At 72.5% G+C, this 12,918-nt stretch carries 15 protein-coding genes; 6 read left to right on the top strand and 9 right to left on the bottom strand.

Annotated elements, in window-relative coordinates; genetic code table 11:
• Positions 1-42 precede the first annotated feature (42 nt).
• From ubiG to PHZ_RS04600, 4 genes are read left to right on the top strand one after another with little or no spacing between them, the layout of a single operon-like run.
• Positions 43-801: a bifunctional 2-polyprenyl-6-hydroxyphenol methylase/3-demethylubiquinol 3-O-methyltransferase UbiG gene (ubiG, locus tag PHZ_RS04585; RefSeq protein WP_012521404.1), complete on the top strand. Its 759-nt coding sequence runs from the start codon at positions 43-45 to the stop codon at positions 799-801.
• A gap of 44 nt (positions 802-845) precedes the next feature.
• On the top strand, positions 846-1,649 hold the full coding sequence (locus PHZ_RS04590) for an FkbM family methyltransferase (protein ID WP_041373174.1): 804 nt from the start codon (positions 846-848) through the stop codon (positions 1,647-1,649).
• A gap of 37 nt (positions 1,650-1,686) precedes the next feature.
• Entirely contained in the window at positions 1,687-2,004 is a 318-nt protein-coding gene (locus PHZ_RS04595) for a DUF1905 domain-containing protein (RefSeq protein WP_012521405.1), read from the top strand.
• A gap of 57 nt (positions 2,005-2,061) precedes the next feature.
• The gene (locus tag PHZ_RS04600) at positions 2,062-2,310 is read left to right on the top strand and encodes a hypothetical protein (RefSeq protein ID WP_041373175.1); all 249 of its coding nucleotides are present in this window, start codon (positions 2,062-2,064) and stop codon (positions 2,308-2,310) included.
• A 105-nt stretch (positions 2,311-2,415) separates the two neighbouring features.
• Here the strand turns inward: PHZ_RS04600 and PHZ_RS23005 are convergent, their stop codons facing one another.
• The 3 genes from PHZ_RS23005 to PHZ_RS22035 form a co-directional block, all read right to left on the bottom strand.
• Positions 2,416-2,559, bottom strand: coding sequence for a hypothetical protein (locus PHZ_RS23005; RefSeq protein WP_183281015.1), 144 nt, complete (start codon positions 2,557-2,559; stop codon positions 2,416-2,418).
• A gap of 8 nt (positions 2,560-2,567) precedes the next feature.
• On the bottom strand, positions 2,568-2,810 hold the full coding sequence (locus tag PHZ_RS04605; RefSeq protein ID WP_148216784.1) for a hypothetical protein: 243 nt from the start codon (positions 2,808-2,810) through the stop codon (positions 2,568-2,570).
• A 434-nt stretch (positions 2,811-3,244) separates the two neighbouring features.
• The gene (locus PHZ_RS22035; RefSeq protein WP_083770821.1) at positions 3,245-3,430 is read right to left on the bottom strand and encodes a hotdog family protein; all 186 of its coding nucleotides are present in this window, start codon (positions 3,428-3,430) and stop codon (positions 3,245-3,247) included.
• A 543-nt stretch (positions 3,431-3,973) separates the two neighbouring features.
• Here PHZ_RS22035 and PHZ_RS04615 point away from each other — a divergent pair.
• Complete coding sequence (locus tag PHZ_RS04615) at positions 3,974-4,933, top strand: alpha/beta fold hydrolase (RefSeq protein WP_148216785.1); 960 nt, start codon at positions 3,974-3,976, stop codon at positions 4,931-4,933.
• Here the strand turns inward: PHZ_RS04615 and chrA are convergent.
• Positions 4,930-6,132, bottom strand: a complete 1,203-nt coding sequence (gene chrA, locus PHZ_RS04620; RefSeq protein ID WP_012521406.1) for a chromate efflux transporter — start codon at positions 6,130-6,132, stop codon at positions 4,930-4,932. The two genes, PHZ_RS04615 and chrA, sit on opposite strands and share 4 nt — an antisense overlap.
• A gap of 119 nt (positions 6,133-6,251) precedes the next feature.
• Between chrA and PHZ_RS04625 the strand changes: the two genes are divergently transcribed.
• Positions 6,252-7,337 carry a Zn-dependent alcohol dehydrogenase gene (locus PHZ_RS04625; protein ID WP_012521407.1) on the top strand — a complete coding sequence of 362 codons (1,086 nt, stop codon included), beginning with the start codon at positions 6,252-6,254 and terminating at the stop codon, positions 7,335-7,337.
• Here the strand turns inward: PHZ_RS04625 and PHZ_RS04630 are convergent.
• From PHZ_RS04630 to PHZ_RS04650, 5 genes are all read right to left on the bottom strand, one after another.
• Positions 7,334-7,735, bottom strand: a complete 402-nt coding sequence (locus tag PHZ_RS04630) for a c-type cytochrome (protein WP_012521408.1) — start codon at positions 7,733-7,735, stop codon at positions 7,334-7,336. The two genes, PHZ_RS04625 and PHZ_RS04630, sit on opposite strands and share 4 nt — an antisense overlap.
• On the bottom strand, positions 7,732-8,538 hold the full coding sequence (locus tag PHZ_RS04635; protein WP_012521409.1) for a 50S ribosomal protein L11 methyltransferase: 807 nt from the start codon (positions 8,536-8,538) through the stop codon (positions 7,732-7,734). Before PHZ_RS04635 ends, PHZ_RS04630 begins: the two co-directional genes overlap by 4 nt.
• A 62-nt stretch (positions 8,539-8,600) precedes the next feature.
• On the bottom strand, positions 8,601-9,935 hold the full coding sequence (locus tag PHZ_RS04640) for a M23 family metallopeptidase (protein WP_012521410.1): 1,335 nt from the start codon (positions 9,933-9,935) through the stop codon (positions 8,601-8,603).
• A 171-nt stretch (positions 9,936-10,106) separates the two neighbouring features.
• Positions 10,107-10,457, bottom strand: a complete 351-nt coding sequence (arsC, locus tag PHZ_RS04645; RefSeq protein WP_041373181.1) for an arsenate reductase (glutaredoxin) — start codon at positions 10,455-10,457, stop codon at positions 10,107-10,109.
• 23 nt (positions 10,458-10,480) lie between these two features.
• Positions 10,481-12,856, bottom strand: a complete 2,376-nt coding sequence (locus PHZ_RS04650; protein ID WP_012521412.1) for a M20/M25/M40 family metallo-hydrolase — start codon at positions 12,854-12,856, stop codon at positions 10,481-10,483.
• Positions 12,857-12,918 lie beyond the last annotated feature (62 nt).

Raw genomic sequence — 12,918 nt, forward strand, 5'->3', positions numbered from 1 at the left:
CAGAATCTTTCGTTTCGGCTCGCGTCGGCGGTAGAAGGGGGCATGAGTTCGCCCACCGCCGCCCGTTCCAGCATCGATCCTGCCGAAGTCGAGCGCTTCTCGCGCATCGCCGCCGAATGGTGGGACCCGAACGGCAAGTTCGCGCCCCTGCACCGCTTCAACCCCGTGCGGTTGGCCTTCATCCGCGACCACGCCCTCTATCGCTTCGGCCGCGACGGCGCCCAGCGGCGGCCCTTCGAGGGCTTACGCCTGCTCGACATCGGCTGCGGCGGCGGCCTCCTGTCCGAGCCGATGGCGCGCCTGGGCTTCACCGTCACCGCCGTGGACGCCTCCGAGCGCAACATCCTCACCGCCAGCACGCACGCGGCGGAGCAGGGGCTCGACATCGACTACCGCTGCACGACGGCCGAGGACCTGCTGGCCGCCGGCGAGTCGCCCTTCGACGTGATCCTCAACATGGAGGTGATCGAGCACGTGGCCGACCCGGGCGCCTATCTGCGCGACTGCTCCCGGCTGCTGGCCCCCGGCGGGCTGATGATCGTCGCCACGCTCAACCGCACGCTCAAGGCCCTGGCCCTGGCCAAGATCGGCGCCGAGTACGTGCTGCGCTGGCTCCCGGCCGGCACCCACGACTGGAACAAGTTCCTCAAGCCGGACGAGATCCGCGGCTTCCTCGCCGGCGAGCCGGTCGCCGTGGACGGGCCCTACGGCGTGGTGTTCAATCCGCTGACCGGCCGGTGGACGGAGTCCGTCGATTCGGACGTGAACTACATGATGACGGTCGTCCGCCCGGCAGCTTAGGCGGACGATCCAGGCGGCGTCCGGGGGGACGGTCAGGAGCAGGGATGGCTTCGCTACGCGTGCTGGGGCACGCCTTCCGGGCCTGGCGGCGCAACCGCCGCTGGGCCAAGCACGAGCCCGAGACGCCCTATCTCGCCGACCTGCTGTCGGGCGCGCCGGTGTGCCTGCACGTGGGCGCCAGCGACGGGCGCCACTCCTACGTCATGACCCAGGTGGCGCCGCGGGCGCGCATCTACGCCTTCGAGCCGTCGGCCTTCGCCTTCGAGGTGCTGAAGGTGACCACCGCCTGGCACGGCATCCGCGACCGCGTCACCCCGATCCACGCCGCCGTCGCCGACCGGCCGGGCGAGCTGCTGCTGGTCACGCCCAAGAAGACCTCCGGCCGCATGGGCCGGGCCTACGCCTATGTCGCCGAGCGGGCGCCCGAAGGGCCGGCTCGTCCCGACCTGCAGGACCAGGGCATGGAGGTCCAGCCGACCCCCGTGGTCACCCTCGACGGCTTCTGCGCCGAGCACGGCGTGGACAAGGTCGACTTCATCCGCATGGACATCGAGGGCGCCGAGCAGAAGGCGCTGGAGGGCGCCGTCGGCATCCTCGACCGCGACCGCCCGCACGTGCTGATCGAGATTCACCCGCCGATGCTGAAGGACCGCTTCGGCGGCTCGGCCGAGGCCGTGCTGCAGGTCTTCCGCGACCGCGGCTACCGCATGTTCGCCCTCAACGGCGACCGCCTGGAGGAGCGCACCGACCTCGTCGAGGACCTGCCCTGGAAAGACTACTTCTTCATCCACCCCTCCAGGGCCGCCCGCCTTCCCGACGGGGTCTTCAAGGCCCGCATGGCGACCTGACGCGCCGGCCGCCCCTGCGCCTGCGCTAGTCTCCCTCATGACCGACGCCGACCCCCTCGCCGAGATCGCCTTCGAGGCGCAGGTGATCCACTGGCGCGGCCCCTCGCCCTACTTCTTCGCCGTCCTTCCGCCGGACGCGGCGGGGCAGGTCGCCCGCGTGGCTCGCGCCGCCAGCTACGGCTGGGGCGTCGTGCCGGTGGCCGCGCGCTTGGCGGGGGCGGACTTCACCACCTCGCTCTTTCCCCGCGACGGCGGCTACCTCCTGCCGCTGAAGGACGCCGTCCGCCGGGCCACGGGCGTGACCGCCGGCGACCGGGTGGCGGTGGCGCTGAGCGTGCGCCTGGGTAGGCCGTAGGGGGGCGGCCGCAGCGGGCCCTCGACACCGCGCCCGACCACCGGCAAGACCCTTCGGGTGAGCGTCCCTCCCTCAGATCCCAAGCCGCCGCGCTACGCCCTCGGCTTCCTCACCGACCAGTGGGAGTGGCGGGCCGACCTCGACGCCGACACGCCCGAGGCCGCCAAGGCCGCCGCCCGCGAGGCCCTGATCGCCGTCGTCCGCGACGAGACGCCCGAACTCGCCTGCGTCACCCTCATCGACAACGGCGTGAAGGTCGGCGTCTGGGACTGGATCGAAACCCGCCCCTACTGGACGCCGCTGTAGCCGCCCTGCGGGCGAACCCATGATTGGGGACCGTCATGTCCGTGCGGGGCCGGCGTGGGGGCCTGCTGGTGCTGCCGCGCGGGCTCGCTCAGCCGCCATTTCCCATCAGATCTGCTCCCGCCGCACGGCGGCCTGAAGCCAGACCGCCGAGAGCTGCGCATAGCGCCCGCGGCTTCGGGAGTCGTTCGCGCGCAAGGACATGAGGAACAGCCTCAGCGCATGGACGCGATGTTCGTGGGCGTTGAACATGGTCGGACCTAGGAATCCACGAAGAGGACGCCTGCGCGGCCGCCGGCGTGTTCGATTTCCGACGCCAGCGTCACAGCGGCGGACAACGCGGCCTCAGGCTTGAGATAGTCGCCGACGAACGCGTTGGCGCGGGTGACATGCCACACACCGTGGGATTTCGTGACCCGCACATCGACGGTCTTCACGGCGACGTCGCCGCCTGTGGCCACCCCTGGGGGATCCGCTCGTTGTTTTGAGAGTTCGACGGCCATTGCAGCCTTTCAGGGAGCCTCGCTCCCGATGGGCGCCGCGCCAGCGGAATTCGCCGGCATAGACGCCCGAAACACCGGTTGCGGTCGGACCCGTGCGCTCGCCTGGGCTGGCGCAGCAAATCCGGCGATCGTGAGCGGCGCGTTTCGCTTCGCGGAACCGCTGCTGAAGCCCCTCTTCGACTTGGCCACCCCCTTAGGCGCTCCTCGGCGGAGCGCCAGCGGCCGGCGGTCGAGACGGGCGGCTCTCCGCGCCGCCCAAGGTCCGCGCATGAGCGCTGCGCCGGTCCTCGAACGCGGCGAGGCCCATCCAGACCGCAGCAGCGGCCTCGTGCCTTGCGCGCACCTGGACGAGCGTGGCGGCCGCGGCCATGGAGAGCGCGCCGTCCGCCTTCGCACGATAGTCGTCGCCGCGGATTTCGCTTTTCATCATCTCGCTACTGTCCCCCGCTCAACGGATTGGGCGGCTGGACCGGCGTGCGGCCGTGCAGGCGCTGTACGATCTGTCGCAAGCGCTCCGTCTCGGCGCTCAGGGCGACCACGTCGCTTTCGAGCTGAGCGTTGCGCAGGCGCAGGTAGGCGTTCTCGCGCTCGAGATTCGAAGAGGGGGCAGGCTCGCTCACGTGCGGCCCCCGCGGCCAACGACGCGCAGGACGAAGGGCAGCACCAGGGCGCTCAGCGCGAGTGCGGCGGACGCTATGAACAGCGGGGACATGGATGTCTCGAGGCGCGCCACGTCGGAGATGATCGACCGCTGGGCTCGCGGCACAGGACCGACGGCGCATCTCACATATGGGGAGCCCCAGCGCCCAAACCAGGGGCGATCGAGGTTTCGGCCGGCCCTCGCACTCCTGCGGCCCGCCGGGAGATGACCGCCAGCCCGGCCGCGTGCCTGCAGCCCCACACTTCTGGCCGGCGGATGCGCTCTAGCGGCTTGCGTCAGCGAGGCCGCTTCGCTCGCCCGCCTGTTCAGGCGCCCAACCGGCCGCCCCTCATGTCCCCGCGCACTCTGCGGATGATGCCCGTGTGCGTCGCCCCGTGGCTTCCAACCCTCTGTGATACGGATCCCACGCCGGGCGTCTCCGGCGATCGCGGATGAGAACCGCTCCTTGAACCGCGCGTTTGCGCTTCACAGGTGGTGAACAGGTTCCACGAGGAGGTCGGACGTGCCGCGCAAACGGCCCAGGGGTGTTCTTGCGATGGGGTGGGCGTGCATCGAGGCGGCCGCCAACGGGCGGACCGAGCATGCGCCGACCTCGGCGGATTTCCCCGAGACGGTGGTGCGGCGCACCAGCTTCACCGCGGGCGGCGGCCACGGCTGGCGCATCTCGGCGCTGGAGACCCCGCGCGAGACCCCGGCGCCCTGGAAGATCGTCGTCATCACCGGCGCGCCCTCCTGGGCCGAGTACTGGGCCGAGACCCTGGCCGAGCTGCCGAAGGACCGCGAGATGATCGTGGTGGACCGGCCGGGCTACGCGGGGTCCGAGCCGCTGCATCCGGTGACCGACATCCGCGTCCAGGCCGAAGCCCTGGCGCCCGTGCTGCGCGCCGCCCGCGGCCAGAAGGTGCTGCTGGTGGGCCAGAGCTATGGGGCCGCCATCGCCTCGATCATGGCCGACCAGAACCCCGGCAAGGTCGCCGGCCTCGTGCTGCTGTCCGGCTTCTTCGGCGAGGCCGGCCCCACGGCCAAGTGGCTGCTCGACATGGGTTCGAAGGCGCTGAAGGTGATCCCGCGCGATCTGCGCAACGCGGTCATCGAGGTGACCGGCCAGCGGCCGCAGCTGCGCCATGCCAAGCGCGCGCTGGCCCGCGTGAATGTGCCGATCCACATGATCCACGGCGACAAGGACGACTTCGCCCCGCTGGAGGTCGCCGAGCGGCTCGCGGCCGAGACGGTCACCCGCCGGCCGATCCGGGTGGTGCGCACCGAGGGCGCCAACCATTTCCTGAACGACGGCCCGGCCGAGCAGCTGATCGAGGCGCTGGAGTCCTGCATCCCCGCGCGGACGTCCTGGACCTTCCGCTGGCCGAAGCTGCCCGCGATCCTGCCGGCGCGCTTGCCGAATCCGATGGGCAGGGCGTTGGGCGGCGCATCCCGGGGGCCGGCAGGCCCCGTTCCCGTCTAGCGCAGCAGGGCGCCGGTCGCGGTCGCGAAGCCGACCACCACCAGCCAGGGCGGCAGGCGGGCGACGGCCAGGAACACGAACGCGGCCGCCAGCAGCGCCCAGTCGGACCCGCGCTCGATGGTGGTGCTCAGCACCGGGTCCCACAGGGCCGCGCCCAGCAGGCCCACCACCACCGCGCCGACCCCGGCCAGGGCGCCGCGCGCGCGGGCGTCCTTCTTCAGGCGGTCCCAGAACGGCAGCACGCCCACCACCAGCAGCAGGCTGGGCAGGAAGATGGCGAACAGCGCGATCAGCCCGCCGACGATCCCGCGCGGACCGAAGCTCTGGGCCGCGCCGACGAAGCCGGCGAAGCTGAACAGCGGGCCGGGCAGGGCCTGCACCGCCCCGTAGCCCGACAGGAAGGTGTCCTGGTCGAGCCAGCCGCGGGCGACGACCTCGCTCTCCAGCAGAGGCAGGACGACGTGGCCGCCGCCGAACACCAGCGCCCCGGTGCGGTAGAAGACGCTGGCCAGCGCCAGGCCCGGGTTGGCCAGCAGGGCGGCCAGCAGCGGCAGCGCCAGCAGGAGGCCCGCGAACAGCGCCAGCGAGATCGCCGCGCTGCCGGTGTCGACCGCCGGCGCCTCGTCGGGCGGCGCCTCGCCCGCTTCGTCCCGCAGCAGCGCCCAGCCGAAGGCGCCGCCGGCCAGGATCGCGGCGACCTGCGCGACGGGCCCGCCGGAAAGGATCAGCCCCGCCGCCGCGCCGATCGCCATGCCGGCCCGCACCGGCCCGACCGCCAGGCTGCGGGCCATCTGCACCAGCGCCTGCAGCACGACGGCCGCGGCGGCGATCTTCAGGCCGTGGATCCAGCCCGAGCCGAAGCGGGTCTCCAGGTCCGGCGCGAGGTAGGCGAAGGCGATCATCGCCGCCCCGGCGGGGAGGGTGAAGCCGGCGAAGGCCGCCAGGGCGCCGGCCAGGCCCGCCTGCCGCAGCCCGATGGCCATGCCGAGCTGGCTGGAGGCGGGGCCCGGCAGGAAGTGGCACAGGGCCAGGAGATCGGCGAAGGCCGCGTCCGAGACCCACCCGCGCCGCTCGACGAACTCGCGCCGGAAGTAGGCGAGGTGCGCCACCGGCCCGCCAAAGGCCGTGAGCCCCTGCTTCAGGAAAGCCAGGAAGACCTCGAGCGGCGTGACGGCCTTCTGCGGCGGAGCGGCGTCCATCGGTCCCTAGATGAAAGGCTAACGGCGCGCTGTCGACCCGTTTCGCCGAAAGACGCTTCCCACGCCCGGCTGAACGGCGATAAGGCTTGTTCAAACGCCAGTATGAAAGGGGAAACGACATGAAGGCCGCCGTGCTGCGTGAAGTCCGCAAGCCGCTTCAGATCGAGGACGTGCAGATTTCCAAGCCTGGCCCGCACGAGGTGCTGATCCGCACCGCCGCGGCCGGCGTCTGCCACTCGGACCTTCACTTCGTGGAAGGCTCGTATCCCCACCCGCTGCCGGCCGTGCTGGGCCACGAGAGCGCCGGCGTCGTCGAGGCCGTGGGCTCGGAAGTGCGCACGGTGAAGCCGGGCGACCACGTCATCACCTGCCTGTCGGCGTTCTGCGGCCACTGCGAGCACTGCCTGACCGGCCACATGAGCCTGTGCGTCTCCCCCGACACCAAGCGCGGCGACGAGGACGAGCCGCGCCTGACGTCGCCCAAGGGGCCGATGATGCAGTACCTGAACCTGTCCTCCTTCGCCGAGCAGATGCTGGTGCACGAGCACGCCTGCGTGGCGATCCGCAAGGACATGCCGCTGGACCGCGCCGCCCTGATCGGCTGTTCGGTGATGACCGGCGTCGGCGCGGTGATGCACACCTCCAATGTCCGCCCGGGCGACACCGTGGCGGTCATCGGCTGCGGCGGCGTGGGACTGTCGGCGATCAACGGCGCGGCCATCGCGGGCGCGGGCCGGATCATCGCCATCGACGTGGTGCCGGGTAAGGAGAACTTCGCCCGCGCCTTCGGCGCCACCGACTTCGTCAACGCCGCCGAGACCGATCCGGTGAAGGCGGTGATCGAGCTGACCAAGGGCGGCGTGCAGCACTCGTTCGAGGCGCTGGGCATGACCAAGACCGCCGAGCAGGCGTTCAACATGCTCCGCCGCGGCGGCACCGCGAACATCATCGGCATGATCCCCGTCGGCCAGAGCATCAGCCTGATGGGCGCGGCGTTCCTGGGCGAGAAGCGCATCCAGGGCTCGATGATGGGCTCGAACCGCTTCCCGGTGGACATGCCGCGGCTGGTCGACATGTACATGGCCGGCAAGCTGAAGCTCGACGGCATGATCTCCCAGCGGCTGAAGCTGGAGCAGGTGAACGAGGCGTTCGCCGAGATGAAGACCGGCTCGATCGCCCGGTCCGTGATCGTCTTCGACGCCTAGCGGGCGCCGGCGGCGGCGGGGCCCGGCTCCACCGCCGACCGCTGCCGGGTCTGGATGGCGTCGAGGTAGTCGATGATCGCCTCGACGTCCTCCTGGCCGAAACGGAACTCGGGCATGGCGGGGTGGCCGGTGAGGATCCCCTCGGCCAGCGCCTCGGCCAGCGACTCGGGCGCGTAGCGGCGGTGCAGCTCGCGGAGGGGCGGGGCCGCCGGCTCGCGGCTTTCGCCCTCGCGCCCCACCGCATGGCAGCCGCCGCAGTGGCGCTCGACCAGGGCCTCCCCGCGCGACGGTTCGGCGGCCGCCGCGGCGGTCGGCAGGGCGAGGGCAGCGATCAGCAGCAGGGCGCGCATGGCGCCAGGGGAGCCCGGATCGGCGGCTTCGCCATTGACGGCGATCAAGCCGCCTTGGGCCGCATCACCAGCCAGGGCGTCGGCGCCAGGCGGAACTCCCAGATCGACAGCACGTGGTCCAGGTGCGGCAGCTCGCTGAGCCACGGGGGCAGCGGGACGTCCCGCAGCCCCAGGTCGACCCGCTGGATGTCATGGGTGGCGTCGAAGCGGCCGCGCACCGCCTCAAGGGCGCCTTTGCGATAGACGTCGTGGGTCTCGACGATCAGGCTCATGCCCCTGAGCGCCGGGCTCAGGTCGGGCCGCAGCAGGTCGACCTCGGCGCCCTCGGCGTCCATGATCACCAGGGCGTTGCGGCCGGCGAACAACTCGAAGTCCTCGGGCTTGAACTCTTCGCCGACGATGACCCGCTCGCCGACGCCGTTGCGCGCGGCGAGGTCGGCGCAGGCGCGACGGGCGGCCGCGTCGATGTCATAGGCGTAGACGGTCGCCTGGGGCAGGAGCCGGGCGAGGCCGACGGCGTAGTAGCCCTCGGCGCAACCGACATCGATCACGCAGTCGACCCCCGCCTCGCGGAACCGCTCGAGGTGCGGGTGCAGCTCGGCCTCATAGGTCCCGAGAAGCCGCGGCATCAGCGCGCCCTCGGTGGCCGCGGCCACGTACTCCATGCCGGAGAAGGGCCCGTGCATGACCATCGCCCCGTGATGGGCGACGTAGGTGTTGGCGAGGAGCTGCGAGCGCCACCGGCTGAACAGCCGCAGGAGGTCGTTCATCTGCCCGTTCGTGGGCACGCCATCCAGCGCGTCGAACTTGCGCTTGATGACCTCGAAATAGGCTTCGGTGACGCTCGGCATGGGGATCTTCCTTCCGCCGAGCCAGGTTAGCGCAAGCGGCGGGCCGCGGGCGCCCCAGCGGCCTAGGGGGCGGTGTCGAGCGAGGCGAGGGCGCGCGGGGCTTCCCCACCGCCGGCCTCGAGCAGGCGCTGGATGCGCGCCTTCTGGGCCTTGAAGCGGGCGAGCTCGGCGCCGGCCAGCACGGTGCCCTGCGGCACCTTCGCGCCGACAGGGTTCACCCGCCGGCCGTTCAGCCACACCTCGTAGTGCAGGTGCGGACCGGTGGAGAGGCCGGTCGAGCCGACGTAGCCGACCACCTGGCCCTGGCGGACGCGCACGCCCGGGCGGACCCCCTTGGCGTAGCGCGAGAGGTGGGCGTAGCCGGTGGACCAGCCGCCCGAGTGCTTGATCTGCAGCCAGTTGCCGTAGCCGCCCCAGCGGCTCGCGCGGCTGACGACGCCGTCGCCGGCGGCCAGGATCGGCGTGCCGTGGCCCGCCCCGAAGTCCACGCCCTGGTGGGCTCGGGCGTAGCCCAGCACCGGGTGCCGCCGCAGGCCGAACCGCGAGGTCATGCGCGCGCCGTCGACGGGCGTGCGCAGCAGGAAGCCTTTGATGTTCTTGCCGGTCTCGTCGAAGTACTCGACGTCGCCGTCACCGCGTTCGAAGCGGTAGAATTTCACGCCGTGCAGCTCGGCGTACTCGAGGTCGCCGGTGTCCACGGTGCGGCCGCTCTCGGTGACCTTGCGCCCGAACACCAGCTTGAAGTCGTCGCCGGGCTGGATGTCGCGCTGGAAGTCGATCTTGTGGGCGAACAGCTTGGAGACCTGGGCCACGATCTCGGGCGTGGCGCCCAGCTTGGCGGCGCTCTCGTAGAGCGAGCCGCGGATCTCGCCGTCGGCGACGGTGGTCTCCTCGGTGATCGCCTCTTCCAGCGAGCGCAGGCGCAGCGCGCCGTCGAAGGTGCGCGAGAGGGTCAGCGCGCTGGCCGGGCCGGTGCGCAGCGACAGGCCGATCAGCCGGGCGTGGCCGCGTTCGGCGCGGGGACGGGCGACGGCGGCGTCGAACGCCATGCCGGCCTTGATGTGGACGGTGTCCATGGCCTGGCCCAGGGCAGCGACCGCCTGCCGGGCCTCGTCGGGCGCGACGCCGGCCCGCTGGACGGCCTCTTCCAGGGTCTCGCCGCGGAGGACCTTGACCGGGACGTTCTCGGGCCGGCTCCAGCCGGGCTCGATCTCGGCCTGGGTGAAGGCGGCGTGCTGGAGCGCGGCCACCGCCTCAGGCGCCAGCGGCGGCGCGGAGGGCGCGCCGGTGGTGTCCGTCATCTTCCAGGCGGCGAAGAGGGCGATCAGCGCCCCTCCGCCCGCAAGCACGCGCGGTGCGATCCGGAACGAGAAACGTCGCGGGTCGAATTCTGCCATTACGCCCCCGTACTAGCCGCGCTTGGTTAAGCGATCGGCTACGCAAAGCCAAATTTTCAGTGTCCCCCGCCCTGCAGAGCCTCTGATGGGCCCGCTCCCCCCGCGGAAGATGCCCGGAATGGCGGCGCTGCGCCCCCGGTCGAATTGTCACGGACGTCTAGATCGACCTCTCTAGAGCAGACCCAGGACCAGTTCCGCGGGCCGGCACAGGGCCGCGCCCTTGGAGGTCGTCACGATAGGGCGATTCACCAGGATCGGCTCGATGATCATCGCCGCGATCAAGGCGTCTTCCGAGGCGGCCGGATCGGTCAGGCCCAGTTCCTCGGCGTTGGTGCCGCGGACGCGCAGGATGTCGTGCGCCGAAGCGTCCATGCGCTTCAGGAGGTCCTTGAGCTGGTCCTTGGTCCAGCCCTCCTTCAGGTACTCCACGACCTTCGGCTCGATCCCCTTCTCGCGCAGCAGGGCCAGCGTGTTGCGCGAGGTCCCGCAGGCGGGGTTGTGATAGATGACGACGTCGCTCATGGCTCCCCGATAGAGGCTCGTGCTCACCAAGTGAAGCGCCGCGTGCCCGTCACGACCGTGGAATCCGAGGTGTGGAAGGCCATGACGTCGGCGGGGCGCGGGGGCGGCGGCCGCACGCCCGCCGGCCAGCGCTCCAGCGTCGCCGCGTAGCGCACCTCGAGGCCGCCGGGCGCGGCAGGGCGCAGGACCAGCTCCACGCCGGACGGCTCGGCCTCCCACCACACCTTCGTCCAGCGGCCGGGCTTCAGCTCCAGCGGCCGGGCGACGCCGCCGACCTGCTCGATCCGCGCCGCGACGCTGGGCCGGATCTGCAGCGCGAGCTGGCGGGCGCCGGGCGGGGGTGCGGCCCTCAGGCTGACCCGCCCGTCCGGCAGCGGCGTGACGGTGATCTGCGGCGGCGCCTCGGCGACCATGCGGGCGGGGGCGGCCTGCGCAGGCTGGCGCTGCATCCAGTGTTCGCGCCGCACGATCTCGCCGCCGTCGGCCCGCAACACCTGCCGCGCCCAGGGACCGGCGGGGGCCAGGCTGGTCCGCCAGGCGCTGCCGGCGTCCTGGTCCACGTGATAGACGACGTAGCTGAGCTGAGGGTGGCGCGCGCTCCAAGGAGCGTCGAAGCGGACCACCGCCACCAGCACGGCGCCCGCCACGAGCAGCAGCGGCCCCAGCAGCCGGGCCGGCGGCGCGCCCTCGGCGGGCTGGGCCAGGGGCCAGAGGGCCAGCGCCGCCATCAGCACCGGCATCGCCTGCAGGGCCATCAGGTCGAGGCTGAGGTAGGCGGCGTGGGCGTAGCCGGCCGCGAACCCGAGGGTCAGGGCGGCCAGCAGCGCCAGGACGGCGAGGGCCGCGGGGCCGCGCCGGGCGGCCATGTCGGTGGCCGCGGCGCCCACGGCGGCGGCCAGGAGGGGCCAGGCGACCACATAGGCGGTGGTCGGAGCCGCAACCTGCAGGAAGGCCGCCAGGGCCAGGCCCGTCAGCAGCACGCCGGTCCAGGCGCCGGGGCGCGCCGACGCCCGCCAGTACGCGAAGAGCCCGATGGCGCCGGCCGCGAGGCCGAGACCCAGGGTGAGATAGTCCTGGCGGTCCAGCAGGAAGGCGACGATCCCGGCCGCGGCCGGCAGGGCCGCGACCATCCGCCGCCCGCGGGACGCGGTGGCGGCGGCGAGCAGCAGGAAGCCCAGGGCGAGCACCAGCACCGCGGCCTCCCAGCGGACCGCCTGGGCCAGCAGCCACATCTGCTCGAAGTGGCCCGCGCCGGCGCCGGTCGCCTTACGCGCAAGGGTCAGCACGGCGGCGGCCCCCAGGACGGCGAACAGGAGCGCCGCCGCGCCGCGGGCCGCGTCCCAGGCGGACAGGCCGTCCGTCCGCCGCGCCCGAAGCACGCCCAGGGCGATCAGCGCGGCCGCCGCCACCAGGACCAGCCAGCCGGCCCAGGTCGGATAGGCGATCAGGACGCCGCCCGGGACCTGGCTGTAGACCTGGTCGGGGCCGGGTTCGGGCAGGGCCTGGGCGAAGGCGGTCGCCAGGGTGACGGCCAGGGCCTGGTCGCCCAGGTGCTGCAGGGAGCCCTTGTCGAGGTTGGCCGGCGTGGAGGTCGCCGAGTGGTAGTCGAACTGCCGGCCGATGAAGGCCAGGTTCACCCCCGGCAGCCCGGCGTCCTTCGGCAGGGTGAAGTCGGTGCCGTTCGGCATGTGCTCGTAGACGAAGGTGGACAGCGAGGCCGCCGCCGGCTCGGCCACGGCGCGGCGGTAGAGGGCGATCGTCTGGCCGTTGCCGGTCCCGGTCTCGAACATCTGCGCCCGGCCGGCGCCGCCGCGCGCCTCCATGTTGACGACGAAGCCGATGCGCGCGGCCATGGGATCTCGCCGGAAGAAGGCTTCGGCGCCGAGCAGGCCCGACTCCTCGCCGTCGGTGATCAGCAGGACCACGTCGCGGGCCGGGACGCCGCGGGCGCGGATCGCGCGGACGATCTCCAGGGCCGCCGCCACGCCCGAGGCGTCGTCCGCCGCGCCGGGTGAACCGGGCACGCTGTCGTAGTGGGCCATCACCGCCACGGCGGACGCGCCGCGGTCGCGGCCCGGCAGGACGCCGACGATGTTCTCGATCGTTCCGCCGCCGATCGCCAGGTCGCCCCGCACCTTCCGGTCGAAGAGGCCGGGACCGCGACGGATCTCCGTTTCCAGTCCCAGGGCGCGCATCCGGGCGACGATGTGGTCCCGCACGCGGCGGTTCTCGGCCGAGCCCATGGGGTGGGGGCGGGCGGCGATGACCCCGACATCGGCCATGGCCCTGGCGGCGGAGAACCGGGCGGGCGGCGCGTCGGCGGGACGGGGCTCGGGCGTGCGCTCGGACAGCCAGGCGATCCAGCCGCCCGCCACCAGCGCCAGGATCAGCGCGATCATCCTGCCCACGGCCGTCTCCCCCGATCCCTTTTCGGCAGGCTAGCCCGGCGGCGCGCAAACGA

It is taken from the genome of Phenylobacterium zucineum HLK1, from assembly GCF_000017265.1.
GTDB classification, from domain to species: Bacteria; Pseudomonadota; Alphaproteobacteria; order Caulobacterales; family Caulobacteraceae; genus Phenylobacterium; species Phenylobacterium zucineum.

Bases quoted from the DNA above. Each gene is read 5' to 3' on its own strand.
- ubiG (WP_012521404.1), top strand. From the start codon at position 43: ATGAGTTCGCCCACCGCCGCCCGTTCCAGCATCGATCCTGCCGAAGTC.
- PHZ_RS04590 (WP_041373174.1), top strand. From the start codon at position 846: ATGGCTTCGCTACGCGTGCTGGGGCACGCCTTCCGGGCCTGGCGGCGC.
- PHZ_RS04595 (WP_012521405.1), top strand. From the start codon at position 1,687: ATGACCGACGCCGACCCCCTCGCCGAGATCGCCTTCGAGGCGCAGGTG.
- PHZ_RS23005 (WP_183281015.1), bottom strand. From the start codon at position 2,559: ATGTTCAACGCCCACGAACATCGCGTCCATGCGCTGAGGCTGTTCCTC.
- PHZ_RS04605 (WP_148216784.1), bottom strand. From the start codon at position 2,810: ATGGCCGTCGAACTCTCAAAACAACGAGCGGATCCCCCAGGGGTGGCC.
- chrA (WP_012521406.1), bottom strand. From the start codon at position 6,132: ATGGACGCCGCTCCGCCGCAGAAGGCCGTCACGCCGCTCGAGGTCTTC.
- PHZ_RS04625 (WP_012521407.1), top strand. From the start codon at position 6,252: ATGAAGGCCGCCGTGCTGCGTGAAGTCCGCAAGCCGCTTCAGATCGAG.
- PHZ_RS04635 (WP_012521409.1), bottom strand. From the start codon at position 8,538: ATGCCGAGCGTCACCGAAGCCTATTTCGAGGTCATCAAGCGCAAGTTC.
- PHZ_RS04640 (WP_012521410.1), bottom strand. From the start codon at position 9,935: ATGGCAGAATTCGACCCGCGACGTTTCTCGTTCCGGATCGCACCGCGC.
- arsC (WP_041373181.1), bottom strand. From the start codon at position 10,457: ATGAGCGACGTCGTCATCTATCACAACCCCGCCTGCGGGACCTCGCGC.
- PHZ_RS04650 (WP_012521412.1), bottom strand. From the start codon at position 12,856: ATGATCGCGCTGATCCTGGCGCTGGTGGCGGGCGGCTGGATCGCCTGG.